The organism is Halodurantibacterium flavum, from assembly GCF_042681825.1.
GTDB classification, from domain to species: domain Bacteria; phylum Pseudomonadota; class Alphaproteobacteria; order Rhodobacterales; family Rhodobacteraceae; genus Halodurantibacterium; species Halodurantibacterium flavum.
On record NZ_JBHUGH010000012.1, the window covers coordinates 1 to 13,323 of the forward strand.

The window sequence follows — 13,323 nt, forward strand, 5'->3', positions numbered from 1 at the left end:
ATTCGCAGCATCTATCGGCGCGGCCTCGATAGCCCTCTGATACCCTTGTTTTGTTGGGAGTTTTCACCTCTCCCCGGCTATTCCCACATAATCCCGCATCTCTGCAGGTATTGGTGTCACACAACACTTGAATCACGCAGGGGCGGCGACATCAAGCCAATCAATGGGTCCTGACCCTAGTGGTTCGTTGCCGAAAGAGACGGGCTTTCATAGCAGTTACCACGGGACCAAGGCGAACAACCGCTCCATCCCGCATCGCAGACGCTCCAGTGTCAACGCCCACTGCGGATCACCCGGCACAAGCAGCTTACGACCGCTGACCGCTATGCCCGAACCCCGAACGAGGCGGTCGAAGGTAAGCAAAATCCGCCAGGTTGGAACGAACCTGCAACGGACCTGATCCGACCCCTTCCAACCGTAAATCTGAGAACGGCGTGATTTATTGGTGACCCCGAGAGGATTCGAACCTCCGACCTCCAGATTAGGAATCTGCTGCTCTATCCTGCTGAGCTACGGGGCCGCCTGACGACCCCGTCTGGTTAAGCGTGCCTTGCGACGATTTCAACCGGGGATGACGCGGGTCGCCAAAGAATGCCCCGCAAAGTGCCGCTTGGACAAGCGTCGCCTTTGGCGCTATCAAGAGGTGCTGTAAGAAGGTTGCCTGCCTCTGTGTCCAGACCGCCCACCCCCGATCCCCGCCGCCCGCTGACCCTTCGGGACGTCTCGGAAGCCTCTGGCGTAAGCGAGATGACCGTGAGCCGCGTTCTCCGCAACCGGGGCGACGTATCGCCCGCGACGCGCGACCGCGTGATCGAGGCCGCGAAACGTCTGGGCTATGTCCCGAACAAGATCGCCGGTGCGCTCGCCAGCCAGCGGGTGAACCTGGTAGCGGTCATCATCCCCTCGCTCGGGAACATGGTCTTTCCCGAGGTGCTGGCCGGCATATCAGACGCGCTTGATGATACCGGGCTTCAACCCGTGGTCGGCGTCACGAACTATTCCGCCGAACGTGAAGAGGCGGTGCTTTACGAAATGCTGTCCTGGCGCCCGACCGGCGTGATCCTTGCCGGGCTGGAACATTCGGATGCCAGCCGGGCGATGCTGGAAAACGCCGGCATCCCGATTGTCGAGATCATGGATGTGGACGGCCCTGCGATAGATTCGAATGTCGGCATCTCGCACCATCGCGCGGGCCGGCAGATGGCCGAGGCGATCATCGCCGCGGGCTATCGGCGGATCGGATTTCTGGGCACGATGATGCCCGACGATCACCGCGCCCGCAAAAGGCTCGCGGGCTTCCGCGAGGCGTTGGGCGAAGCGGGGCTCAGCCTCGTGGATACCGAGTTCTATTCCGGCGGCTCCGCGCTCCTCAAAGGGCGCGAGATGACCGAAGCGATGCTGACCCGCAATCCGGATCTCGATTTCCTTTATTATTCGAATGACATGATCGGCGCGGGGGGGCTTCTTTACTGCCTGGACAAGGGGATCGACGTCCCCGGACGTCTTGGGCTTGCGGGGTTCAACGGGGTCGAATTGCTCGACGGGCTGCCACGGCGGCTTGCCACGATGGACGCCTGCCGCCGCGAAATCGGCGAGATCGCCGCCCAGATCATCGCCGGCAAACGCCAGAGCGACCTGATCGGCGGCGAGCGTGTGGAACTGACCCCCAAGCTTCAGAAGGGCGACACGATCCGTGCCGTCTGAACGCCCCGGCACGCCGCAGCTGCAATATGTCTTCGTGATCTGGGGGACGAAATACCCGGTCACGAATATCAACGCGATGATCGAGGCGATCGGCCGCGCCAGCCCCCTCCCCGCGCGATTCGTCTGCCTGAGCGACCGGCCGCGCCCCGACCTTCACCCCCTGGCCGAGTTGCAGGAGCTGGGACCGGCCTTTGACCGGCCCGAATACAAGTCGCGCGGCACCCAGGCCAAGCTTGCCGTTTTTGAACAAGGTCGCCTGCTGCCGGATGTGCCGGCGATCTATTTCGATCTCGACACGATGATCCTGGGCGACCCGGCGCGGCTTGCGCGCCTGTTGGACCGGCGCCGCGGGCTTCACCTGATCCCCGCCACGGACGGGCGGTTCTGGGGGATCGGGAAATGGATCAACCGCATCGTCCCGAACGCGATCCGGTTTCGCGGGAACGGCTCGATCTTCGTCTTCCGGCCCGAGGACTGGTATCACCTGCCGGGCCGGTTCCTTGACCTGGCGGAACGGACGCCGCATCCACGCCCGAGGCATCTCTGGGCCGATGACCGGTTCATTTCCTGGGCGGCGGGTCCGGCGATCTATCCCATTCCGCAGAACCTCGCCGTGAAGTTCGTGAACGAGTTCACATCGCGCCCGGCCGCCCTCGCCGGGATCAAGGGCCGCCTGCCCTTCGTGCGGAAAAGGCGCGCGGGGCTTGTCGCGATCACCTTTTCAGGCGATGCGTTCAACCCCGAGGATCTTTTGTCCCTGCCGCCTGGCGGCAGGCTGCGCGACCGCAAGGGGCGGGTCCTTGTCTGGAACGATCATGTCATGTCAGGCTTGATCGGCCCGATCCGCCGCTACTGGACCCATCTGACCTGAGGAATGTCCCCAGATGAAAATTGCCCATCGCGAGATTTCATTCGCCCACCCGCCTCTCGTGATCGCCGAGATCGGCATCAACCACGGCGGCGATCTGGACGTGGCGATGAACATGGTGCGTCTCGCCCGCGATGCGGGGTGTGAATGCATCAAGCATCAGACCCATATCGTCGAGGATGAGATGACGGAGGAAGCAAAGCAGATCTTCCCCCCGAACGCCGATGTCTCGATCTGGGAGGTGATGCAGCGCTGCGCCCTCCCGCGCGAGGATGAGGTCAGGCTCAAGGACTATACCGAGAGCCTAGGCATGATCTACATCTCGACCCCGTTTTCGCGCGCCGCGGCCGATTTCCTAAACGAGATCGGTGTGCCCGCCTTCAAGATCGGGTCGGGCGAGGCCGACAATCTGCCGCTGATCCGGCACATCGCGCGCATGGGCAAGCCGGTGATCCTGTCGACCGGAATGCAGACGATCGACACGATGCGCGCGAGCGTCGCCATTCTGGACGAGGCCGGGGTGGATTATGCGCTGCTGGAATGCACGAACCTGTACCCCTCGCCCCCGGAAATCGTCTCGCTGCGCGGAGTGACCGAGCTGCGGGAGGCCTTTCCGAAGGCGGTGGTCGGCTTTTCCGACCATTCGATTGGGCCGGAGATGGCGCTTGCCTCGGTCGCGCTGGGGGCCGCGATCCTCGAACGGCATTACACCGACAGCCGGTATCGGGTGGGGCCTGATATTTCCTGTTCCATGGACCCGGCCGAACTGCGCTTTCTCATCGACCGCTCGCGCGAGATCCACACCGCGCTCCATAACGAAAAGCGCCGCACCGCGCCGGAGGAAGCCGTCTATCGCTTTGCCCGCGCGAGCGTGGTCGCAGATCGCGACCTGCCCGAGGGTCATGTGATCGCCGAGGCCGACATCTGGGCCCGCCGCCCCGGTTCGGGCGAGATCCCGGGTTATGACTTCGACAAGGTCCTGGGGCGCCGCCTGACGCGCGCCGTCAGCCGCAACACGCAACTGAAATGGTCGGATCTGGCATGACGCTGACACGGGATGACATGGGTGTCTGGCTGATCAACCTGCCACGCGACACCGCCCGCCGAGAGGGGATGCAGACGCAGCTTGCGCGGCTTGGGCTGGATTACACCCTGTTCGAGGCGGTAGACGGGCGCGCGCGCGCCGACGAGCTTTCCGCGATGGCCGATGCCGGGGCCTACGCACGCAACATGGGCAGCCCGATCCTGCCCGGCAAGATGGGCTGCTATGCTTCGCATCTCTCGGTCTGGCGGGAACTTGTGGCCTCCGACCGCAAGGTCGCCCTGATCCTTGAGGATGACGTGGTCTTTCACGACGACTTTCTTGAAAGCCTCGATCTGGCGCTGGCCCATTCGGATGACTGGGACCTCGTGCGGTTCAACTGCATCCGGGCCAAGATGCCGGTCCGCCAGAAGCAGATCGGGCACTACAGCCTGAACGCCTATGTCGGCCCCTTTACCGGCAACGCGGCCTACCTTCTGAAGCGTGAGGTCGCCGAACGGCTGCTGCCGGGCCTGCTGCCGATGACCCGCGCGTTCGACCATGAGCTGAACCGCTTTTTCCGCCACGACTACCGCCAGTTCGGGCTGGAACCGTTTTCCAGCCATGTGGATGACGGCAATGTCAGCTCGATCACGGGGATCGGCTTCGCTGCCGTCAAGAAGTTCAAGTGGTATCGCAGGCTGCCGCATTACCGGCTGAAGGCCGCCAACTATTTCCGCCGGTTCTGGTGGCTTGCCCGCAACGGCTATCTTTGGGGTGCGCGGCGCTAGGGTCTGGCCCCCAGTTCCGTCCCGATCCATGCGTCGCGCAGCCATGCGCAGGGTCGGGTGCTGCGCAGACCCGCGCGATAGCCCGCGACGGCCTCTTCCATCTTGGGCCGGCCGTGAAAGCAGACGACCCTCGCATCCCTCGGCAGGCGCGGCGGCAGGAACAGGTTCAGGGGTTTTGCCGGCCTGCAATCGTATTTGAAACTCACGATCCATTCGTCGGGGAAGGGTTCGAAATCGTTGTGGCGGTCGGCGAGCCGGGACGTGTAGGTCTGCTCTGATCCCATCCCGAAGGCCACGGCCCCCTCGGGATCGCGCGCCATCTCCTCGTAAAGATACCCGTGCCGGTCGGGATGAAACTTCTCGACCGAGCCGTGCCCCAGCGCCCCGTTCGCGGCGCTCGCCTTCCATTCCCGCCGCATCGAGACCTTGCCGGGCGCGAAATCGCGCAAGGCGTCGATGCTTCCGGTGATCACCACGTCGATGTCAAAGACCAGCAACGACCCCTCCAGATCGGGGATCAGGTCGGGCCGGAACAGGCTGACCTTCTGCAGCCGTCCGAACTTGGGCGCCTTGCGAAGGGCCTCGAACATGCGGTCGTGAAACGGCTCTTGCGGCAGTGGCAGGATTTCGATTTCGGGGCGCAGGCCTGTCCGGTCATCTGTCATGCAGAAAAACCGCAAGGGGCTGGCGGTATTGCGGCCAAGGCCCGCCCAAAGCCTGTTCACATAGTCCGGCCCATAGGCGGACCCGTATTTGATGCAGATGGCGTTTGTCGTGACCAAGGGGAAACTCCGCTTTTGCGGCAGGCTATCCGCTTGGCACCGGACCGGCAATCGGTCGCGCAGACTTGCATCCGGCCCGCATCTCGGGCTTTCTATGCGCCGCCGTGGAAGAAAGCCCCATGACCAGACACATCCTCTTCGTCACCGGCACCCGTGCCGATTTCGGCAAGCTCGAACCCCTGGCGCTAGCGGCGCGGGATGCGGGGTTCCGGGTCTCGATCTTCATCACCGGGATGCACATGCTCGCGCGATACGGGCTCACCAAGATCGAGGTGCATCGGATGGCGGGGGTCGAGGTGCATGAATTCCTCAACCAGCGCGCGGGCGACCCGCAGGACATGATCCTCGCCAAGACGGTCATCGGCTTCTCCGATTTCCTGCAGGAACTGCGACCCGATCTGGTCGTCGTGCATGGCGACCGGGTCGAGGCGCTGGCCTGCGCGCTGGTCTGCGCCACGAATTACGTTCGCTGCGCCCATATCGAAGGCGGCGAGGTCTCGGGCACGATCGACGAGATCTATCGCCACTGCAACACCAAGCTCGCCGCGGTTCATTTCGTCAGTTCGGAGGCGGCGCGCCAACGCGTAATGGCGCTTGGCGAACCCAGCGAGGCGATCCATGCCATCGGCTCACCGGAACTCGACAAGCACGGCGCTCCGTCGGGCGTGACGCTGGACGAGGTGCGCGCACGCTACGGCATTCCGTTCGACGACTATGGCATCTGCGTCTTTCACCCCGTGACCTCGGAAACAGCGAGCATGGGCGATCAGGCGGCGTCGCTTTACGGCGCACTTGAGGCGTCAGGCCGGAATTTCGTCCTGATCCTGCCCAATAACGATCCGGGCTCGGACCAGATATTCGCTGTGATCGACAGGCTTCCTGCTGACCGGTTCCGCCGCATCCCGTCGATGCGCTTCGCCTATTTTTCGGAACTGATGAAGAACGCGGCGGTGATGGTCGGGAATTCCAGCGCCGGCGTGCGCGAGGCTCCGTTTCTGGGCATCCCGAGCCTCGATATCGGCACCCGTCAGACGGGCCGGTCGCAGGCGCCCTCGATCACCTCGTGCAGGGCCAGCGACATCGATGCGATCCGCGCGTTTCTGGAAGGCGAATGGGGACGGCGTTACCCGGCCCATACCGCATTCGGTGAAGGCCGCGCGGCCGACCGTTTCGTGAACGTCCTCATGGACCCGACATTCTGGGAGCGCTCGCTTCAGAAAGAGTTCCGCGACATTGGCTGAGAGCGGGCTCCTCTCTCTCTGGCTTGCGCTCTCGGCGCGGGTGGCGCCGCTGGCCCGCTGGCATCTGCAACGCAGGCTGGCCCGCGGCAAGGAGGACCCCGCCCGCCTGCGCGAAAAGATGGGCGAGGCCTCGTTGCCCCGCCCCCCCGGCACGCTGGTCTGGATACATGCCGTCGGCGTGGGTGAGGTGCTCGCCCTGCCCGCGCTGGTCGAGGCGCTGCGCGCAAGGCGACCGGGGCTTTCGGTGCTCATCACCTCATCCTCCCGGACCTCGGCCGCAGCGCTGGCGCCGAACCTGCCGCAGGGGGCGTTTCATCAGTTCCTGCCGCTGGATGCAGAGGCTTTTGTCGCGCGCTTTCTGGATCACTGGCGCCCCGATCTTTCCGTCTGGGCAGAGCGCGATGTCTGGCCCGTGATGATCGAGGCGGTGCGAGAACGCGGCATCCCGCTTGCCCTCATCAATGCGCGGATGAACGCGGCCTCGTTCCGGGCCAAGGGTCGGGCCCGGCGCCTCTATCCGGTTCTTTATTCGCGCTTTGCCTTCGTTTCCGCGCAGGATGAGGATACCGCCCGCCATTTCCGCGCGCTGGGGGTGGACCCTGCCCGGCTGAATGTGACCGGCACGCTCAAGGCCGGGGCGGCCCCGCTTGCCGATCAGCCGCAGGCCCGCGTCAGGTTGGAGGGGCTGTTGCAGGGACGCCGCTGCTGGATCGCGGCCTCCACCCATCCCGGGGACGAGGCCGGGGTGATCGCGGCACAGAAAGACATGCTGCGCCACGACCCCGCGACGATCCTTGTCATTGCCCCCCGCGATCCCGCCCGCGCGGCAGAGGTTGCCGGGGCGGCCCGGGCGGCCGGACTCGATACCGAGATCGTCGCCCCGGGAAACAGGATCGGACGCGCGGCATCGGTGCTGGTGCTGTCGGAAATCGGGCAGCTCGGGCTTTGGTATCGGCTTGCCGATGCGGCCTTTGTCGGCGGGTCATTTGCCACGACCGGCGGGCACAATCCCTATGAACCGGCGCGGCTCGATTGCGCGGTGCTTCACGGCCCGAACGTCGCCAATTTCGCCGGGGATTACGCGGCCTTCCATGCTGCGGATGCCGCGCGGATGGTCGAGGATGGCGCGGCACTCGCGACAGCGCTGCGGGACCCCGCGCTGGCAGAGACGCGCGGGCGGGCCGCCATCGTCGCGGCGCGCGGACGGCAGGCGGTCGAGGCAGAGGCCGAAAGGCTCTTGTCGCTCCTGCCCGGGCCGCTAAACCCCGGCGGATGACAAAGGGGGACAGATGACCCGACCGTTTGTGCAGCGCCTGTTTCTGCTGGTCTATCGCGCCGCCTGGTATCCCGCGCTGCCGGTGGTGCTTGCCTATCTGTGGCTGAGGGGGCGCAAGGACCCCGCCTATCGCCGGCACCTGCCCGAGCGGTTCGGTGCCGGGCCGGGGCTTGCCGGCGCCGTCTGGGTCCACGCCGTGTCGCTGGGCGAGATGCGTTCGGCCGTGCCGCTGATCCGCGCCCTGCTGGACAGGGGCGACACCGTCATCACGAGCCACCTGACCCCCGCCGGCCGCCGCGCCGCCGAAACCGCCTTTGCACCCGAGATCGCCCAAGGCCGGCTGGTCGTCCGCTATCTGCCGCTAGAGTTCGGCTGGGCCATGCGCCGCTTTCTCCGCCGCTGGCGTCCGCGCCTCTGTCTGGTGATGGAGATCGAGGTCTGGCCCGTCCTGATCGAGGAAACGCGCGTGGCAGGCGTGCCGCTCTATCTGGTGAACAGCCAGTATACCGCGCACAGCTTTGCCCGCGACCGCCGACTTGGCGCGGCCCATCCCGTCAGCGGGGTCGCCGGGGTTCTGGCGAAATCCGACCGCCACGCTGCGCGGTTTCGCGAACTTGGCGCGCCGAACGTCTCCGTCTGCGGCGAACTTCGGTTCGACCAGCCGATCCCGCCGCATCTTCTGGCCGCTGCCGCCCGGCTGCGCCCCTTGCTGGGCGGGCGGCCCGTGGTCGCCATCGCGAGCGTGGTCGAGGGCGAAGACCCGCAGTATCTCGCGGCCTACCGGATCATCCAGGAGGGCTTTCGTGCAAAAGGGCTGGTGCCGCCGCTCTTCGTCCACATTCCCCGCGCGCCCGAGCGGTTCGGCACTGTCGGCGATCTGCTGGCGGCGGGCGGGCAGCGCGTGATGCGCCGCTCGGTCGTGCTGGATGGCAGGCTCTCGCCCCGGACGCGCCTGCCCGATGCCGACATCCTGCTGGGGGACTCCTTGGGCGAGATGTATTTCTATCTCGCGCTTGCCGATCTTGCCGTGGTCGGCGGGGGCTTTGTCGAAAAGGGCGCCCATAACATCATTGAACCTTTAGCCCTGCGCAAACCCGTGCTTGTCGGCCCGCATGTCTGGACCATCGACTATCCGGCGGTCGAGGCCGAGGCGGCGGGCGTTCTGACGATCTGCCCGACGATCGAGCATCTTGCGGCGGAAATTCTGGACCTGCTGTTGCAAGAGGCTAAGCTGCAGGACATGTCAGGCCGCACCCAAGCCTTTTTCGCGGAACATGCCGGCGCGACCGAGCGGGTGCTTGCCGCCCTGCCGCCACGGGTCGTTCCATGACCGGTCTTGTGGCAATCGTGCCGGTCCGCGGCGGGTCCAAAGGACTGCCGGGCAAGAACACGCGGCTGCTCGCCGGCAAGCCGCTTTACCGCCACGCGCTCGATCAGGGGCTGGCGCTCGGCGCGCGCTGCATCCTGACGACCGATATTCCCGACCTTCTTGCAACCGATCACGGACCGGGGGTGACGGCGCTGGCACGGCCCGCCGAACTCGCCCGGGACGACACGCCGATGGACCCTGTGCTTGACCACGCGATGCGATCCTTTGACGGGACCGCGACGGTCGTCCTGCTGCAGGCAACCTCGCCGCTGCGGGCGCCTGACGATATCCGAGCGGCGATCACGCTTCATGCGGGCGGGGCGTTCGATCTGGTGATGACGGTGACGGAAACGTCCTCCACCATCCTGAAATACGGGATGATGCGCGATGGCGCCTTTCAGCCTGTCGCAGGGGCGGATTACTGCTTCATGAACCGGCAGGCCCTGCCGCCGGTCTATCGCCCGAACGGGGCCGTCTATGTCTTCGATGCCGACTGGTTCCGCCGGAACGGCCGCCTTGCCACGGACCGGATCGGCGCGGTCGAGATGCCGGCCGCCCGCGCCCAGGACATCGACACCGAGGAAGATTTCCGGCGCGCCGAGGCGACACTGGGGGCCGGGACATGACCGCGCTCCTGTCGCTCGGCCACGGCTACAGCGCGGCGACCCTTTCGCGCCGGCTTCTGTCGCGGGGGTGGCGCGTGACGGGCACGACCCGCAGCCCGCAAAAGGCCACGACGCTGGCGGCCGGGGGTGTCACCCCCCTTCTGTGGCCGGTCGACAGCCTGGGGGAAGCGCTGGCTGGCGCGACGCATCTCCTCATCTCCATCGCGCCGGATGCGGCGGGCGATCCGGTTCTTGCGACCCATGCCGGAGAACTGCGGGCGGCCCGGCATCTGCAATGGGTGGGCTACCTGTCGACCACCGGCGTCTATGGCGACCGCGCCGGCGGCTGGGTGGACGAGACGAGCGAACTGGCCCCCGCGACCCGGCGCGGCGAACAGCGCGTACGGGCCGAAGCCGCGTGGCAGGCGCTTTGTGACGAGGCCGGGCTGCCGCTCCATATCTTCCGCCTGGCCGGGATCTACGGGCCCGGGCGGGGGCCGTTCGAAAAGGTGCGCAACGGGACCGCGCGCCGCATCATCCGGCCCGGGCAGGTCTTTTCCCGCATCCATGTCGAGGATATCGCGACCACGCTCGAAGCCTCTATGGACCGGCCCGATCCCGGCGCGATCTACAACGTCTGCGATGACGACCCCGCCCCGCCTCAAGAGGTCATCGCCCATGCGGCACAGCTTCTGGGGCTGCCTCCACCGCCCGAAGAACCCTTTGAGACGGCCGAGATGACGCCAATGGCGCGCAGCTTCTATGCGGAATCGAAGCGGGTCAGCAACAGGCGGATGAAAGAGGATCTGGGTGTTCACCTGCGCTATCCCACCTATCGCGAGGGGCTGCAGGCGTTGCTTTCCGAATCAGGGGACGACAGCAGCGACAGATCATAGGCGACTTTCCGCTCATGACCACGGCATTCCGTATATTCCATGGAACCAAAAAGTATGGGGTGCGTTTGGCATCTCGCCCAATCATAACGGGCATTTACCTTTGCTTTCAAAATGCGCGGAAAGGCCGTTTGACGTTTTTCTGACAGCCGAAACGACGCAAAAATCAGGAAACAAAGGAAAAATTCGCGATTTTATTCTTCTGAATTTTTAAGGCCTGCTTTACCGTCCCGCTCACAACGTGAGGTAGAGATGCGTGCCTTCCGCCACATCGTTTGCCTCGAACCTCCCTTGGGTCCGCTCTGAAAGGCAAACGGATGTCCTACCTCTCGATCACCTCGCCGAAAATCAACTTTGCCGACTGGTTCAAGGAAACCCCGCTGGGTATCCGCCTGGGGTCGATGACCGACGCGATCTGGCGCATGGGCGAATTGCGCCGCATTGCAGCCGGTGACGTGCTTGTCGCGAAAGGCAGCGTCGAGCATGTGCTGAATGTCGTGCTGCTGGGGCGGCTGAACGACTCTCTTACCTGGTACGGGCCGGGCAACCATATCGGCAGTGCGGCAATCCTGCACGGGCGGGCGGTTGCCGACGATATCGTGGCCAGCGAGGACTGTACCGTCTGGACCCTGCGCATGGACTCGCCCCTCTGGCGGCGTGGAAATTCCCGTGCGGCGGAGCTTTTGATGCAGGTGATGGAGATACTGGAGCTTTTGCCCCGCGACCGGCCGGCGCCACCGCGGGCCGTGGCGGATGCCCATGCCTTTTGCGACGTGCATCACCCGCTGATCCAGCGCACCGCAGCCATGCTCAAGCGCGATAACGATTCCGACACGGCGGCGGCGATCTGGGCCTATGTCCGCGAAATGCCCTATCGGTTCGGCGCGTGGCAGGAACCCGCGTCGCAGACGCTGGCGCGCGGCACAGGAATGTGCACGACAAAATCCAACGTGCAGGTCGCGCTGTCGCGGGCTTGCGGACTGGAGGCCGCCTATGTCGAGGTCGGGCTGGAGATGAGCGTTCTGGGCCTTCTCATCCCCGATATGTGGCGATATGTGATGCGCCCCAAGGTCCGCCATTACTTTGCGGCGGTCAAGTTGGGCGGACGCTGGCACGCAAGCGACGCCACCTATAACGGAGACTGCATGGACATCTTTGCGCAGGCCAATCCGGTTCTCTATCAGCTCCAGCCCTACCGCTTTGGCGAGAACGAGCCCTTCAACCCCGGCGCCTTCGTGAACGGAGAGGACCCCTATGCAATCGACGTCCGCCCCGATCTTGCGCATGAAATGAGCAAGAGCAGCCGCTTTGAGGCGCATCACTTCGAATCCCTCAACACCCGTCTCGATCAGGCACAGGGCCTGTTGCGGATGCCGCAACTGGCGATGGACCCAGAGGCGCCGCGCGTTGCGGAACTGACCGCGTGACACGCAGGAAGACCATATGACCACCTTTGACTGGGACTTTTCGACCCCGACCCCCAGCCCGATGGGCGACCATGACGTGCCCACAGCCTCGGACCGGCTGAAGGGGCGGCGCGTCGCGCTGCTGGTGACGGGCGGCATCGCCGCGATGAAGACACCCGAACTTGCACGCGGGCTGCGGCGGAACGGTGCAGAGGTGGTCGCCTTCTGCTCGGACGAGGCGCTGCGCTATGTGGCGGCCGAGGCGCTGGAATGGGCGACCTGCAACCCGGTCGTCACCGCGCTGACCTGGAAGGCCGAACATCTGTCGGACAGCGCGCCCTTCGACGCCTATCTGGTGGCGCCGGCGACCCATAACACGATCGCCAAGATGGCCCACGGGATCGGCGACACAGTCGTGACCTCGGCACTGGTTTCCGCGCTGGGGCGGATGGAGCAGGGTCGCTGCAAGGTGATCGTCGCGCCCACGATGCACGGCACGATGCACAACGCGCAGCTGGTCGACAATGCCCGCCGGCTGGCAGCGCAGGGCGTCGTCTTTGCGGCCCCGCGCGACGCCTATGGCAAGCACAACATGCCGGACACGGAGTTTCTCTGCGTCTGCGTGGGCCGCGCGCTCAGCACGTCACCCTTGCGCGGGCGCCGTATCCTCGTGACGGCGGGGCCGACGCCGGTGCCGATCGATGGCGTGCGCCGGATCGTGAACCGCTTTCGCGGGCGACTGGGGGCGGAAATCGCGGCGGAACTGGCCTGGCGCGGCGCGGATGCGGAACTGTTGCTGGGCGATGGCGCATGGCGTCCGGCTGCGTGGGTCCCGACCACCATCGCGCGCACCTATGACGATTATCGCCGTCTGGTGCTGGAACGGGTGGAAACCGGACTTTTCGCCGGGGTTTTTTCGGCAGGCGTCGCCGATTACCGCCCGGCCTCGGCGGTCGATGGCAAGATCGCCAGCGGTCAGGCGCAGCTTGCGCTGAACCTCGTGCCCACCGAAAAGGTTATCGATCTTGCCTGCGCCGCAGACCCCGACATGCATTGCGTGGGGTTCAAATACCTTGAAAAGGTCACCGAAGAGGAACTGATCCGCGTCGCGAGGGGCCGTCTGGATCGCGCGGGCCTGATCGTGGCGACCCGGGGCGAGGACACGCGCGGGACGGAACAGCGGGCGCTCTTCGTGCGCGAAGGCGGCGTCGTCGCCGTGGACGGCAAGCGGGCCATCGCCGCCGCCCTTGCCGATCATCTCGAGGGCCTTACCGCCCGGGAGACCGCGCAGGACAGCCCCGACCGCGGTACGAATGTGTTGAGTCTTGGCGGAGTGAGGGAGTAGGGTTTGCAACCCCGTGCGACAT

The 13,323-nt window shown here is 65.4% G+C and carries 12 protein-coding genes and 1 tRNA gene; 11 read left to right on the top strand and 2 right to left on the bottom strand.

Features of this window, described 5'->3' with window-relative positions:
• Nucleotides 1–443 precede the first annotated feature (443 nt).
• Nucleotides 444–520, bottom strand: a tRNA-Arg gene (locus ACFSGJ_RS14970).
• A gap of 149 nt (nt 521–669) precedes the next feature.
• On the opposite strand from ACFSGJ_RS14970, the gene ACFSGJ_RS14975 reads away from it, so the two are divergent.
• The 4 genes from ACFSGJ_RS14975 to ACFSGJ_RS14990 are packed head-to-tail and all read left to right on the top strand — an operon-like array spanning nt 670 to nt 4,384.
• The gene (locus ACFSGJ_RS14975) at nt 670–1,704 is read left to right on the top strand and encodes a LacI family DNA-binding transcriptional regulator (RefSeq protein ID WP_390263485.1); all 1,035 of its coding nucleotides are present in this window, start codon (nt 670–672) and stop codon (nt 1,702–1,704) included.
• Nucleotides 1,694–2,575 carry a hypothetical protein gene (locus tag ACFSGJ_RS14980; protein WP_390263488.1) on the top strand — a complete coding sequence of 294 codons (882 nt, stop codon included), beginning with the start codon at nt 1,694–1,696 and terminating at the stop codon, nt 2,573–2,575. The genes ACFSGJ_RS14975 and ACFSGJ_RS14980 overlap by 11 nt, the downstream gene beginning before the upstream one ends.
• Nucleotides 2,576–2,588: 13 nt before the next feature.
• Nucleotides 2,589–3,617 carry an N-acetylneuraminate synthase family protein gene (locus ACFSGJ_RS14985; RefSeq protein ID WP_390263490.1) on the top strand — a complete coding sequence of 343 codons (1,029 nt, stop codon included), beginning with the start codon at nt 2,589–2,591 and terminating at the stop codon, nt 3,615–3,617.
• Nucleotides 3,614–4,384, top strand: coding sequence for a glycosyltransferase family 25 protein (locus tag ACFSGJ_RS14990; RefSeq protein WP_390263493.1), 771 nt, complete (start codon nt 3,614–3,616; stop codon nt 4,382–4,384). Before ACFSGJ_RS14985 ends, ACFSGJ_RS14990 begins: the two co-directional genes overlap by 4 nt.
• Here the strand turns inward: ACFSGJ_RS14990 and ACFSGJ_RS14995 are convergent.
• Nucleotides 4,381–5,166 (bottom strand): glycosyl transferase, encoded by a 786-nt coding sequence (locus ACFSGJ_RS14995; protein WP_390263496.1) that lies wholly within the window; start codon nt 5,164–5,166, stop codon nt 4,381–4,383. The two genes, ACFSGJ_RS14990 and ACFSGJ_RS14995, sit on opposite strands and share 4 nt — an antisense overlap.
• Nucleotides 5,167–5,285: 119 nt before the next feature.
• Between ACFSGJ_RS14995 and neuC the strand changes: the two genes are divergently transcribed.
• From neuC to ACFSGJ_RS15030, 7 genes are all read left to right on the top strand, one after another.
• Nucleotides 5,286–6,407, top strand: a complete 1,122-nt coding sequence (neuC, locus tag ACFSGJ_RS15000; protein WP_390263498.1) for a UDP-N-acetylglucosamine 2-epimerase — start codon at nt 5,286–5,288, stop codon at nt 6,405–6,407.
• A complete protein-coding gene (locus ACFSGJ_RS15005; RefSeq protein ID WP_390263501.1) occupies nt 6,400–7,683 on the top strand; it encodes a 3-deoxy-D-manno-octulosonic acid transferase in 1,284 nt (427 codons plus the stop codon). Before neuC ends, ACFSGJ_RS15005 begins: the two co-directional genes overlap by 8 nt.
• 13 nt (nt 7,684–7,696) lie before the next feature.
• The gene (locus tag ACFSGJ_RS15010) at nt 7,697–9,013 is read left to right on the top strand and encodes a 3-deoxy-D-manno-octulosonic acid transferase (RefSeq protein ID WP_390263504.1); all 1,317 of its coding nucleotides are present in this window, start codon (nt 7,697–7,699) and stop codon (nt 9,011–9,013) included.
• Nucleotides 9,010–9,678, top strand: coding sequence for an acylneuraminate cytidylyltransferase family protein (locus tag ACFSGJ_RS15015; protein WP_390263507.1), 669 nt, complete (start codon nt 9,010–9,012; stop codon nt 9,676–9,678). The genes ACFSGJ_RS15010 and ACFSGJ_RS15015 overlap by 4 nt, the downstream gene beginning before the upstream one ends.
• Nucleotides 9,675–10,553 (top strand): SDR family oxidoreductase, encoded by an 879-nt coding sequence (locus ACFSGJ_RS15020; protein ID WP_390263509.1) that lies wholly within the window; start codon nt 9,675–9,677, stop codon nt 10,551–10,553. Before ACFSGJ_RS15015 ends, ACFSGJ_RS15020 begins: the two co-directional genes overlap by 4 nt.
• Before the next feature lie 314 nt (nt 10,554–10,867).
• On the top strand, nt 10,868–11,977 hold the full coding sequence (locus tag ACFSGJ_RS15025) for a transglutaminase domain-containing protein (RefSeq protein WP_390263512.1): 1,110 nt from the start codon (nt 10,868–10,870) through the stop codon (nt 11,975–11,977).
• Between the two features lie 16 nt (nt 11,978–11,993).
• On the top strand, nt 11,994–13,301 hold the full coding sequence (locus ACFSGJ_RS15030; RefSeq protein WP_390263515.1) for a phosphopantothenoylcysteine decarboxylase domain-containing protein: 1,308 nt from the start codon (nt 11,994–11,996) through the stop codon (nt 13,299–13,301).
• Nucleotides 13,302–13,323 lie beyond the last annotated feature (22 nt).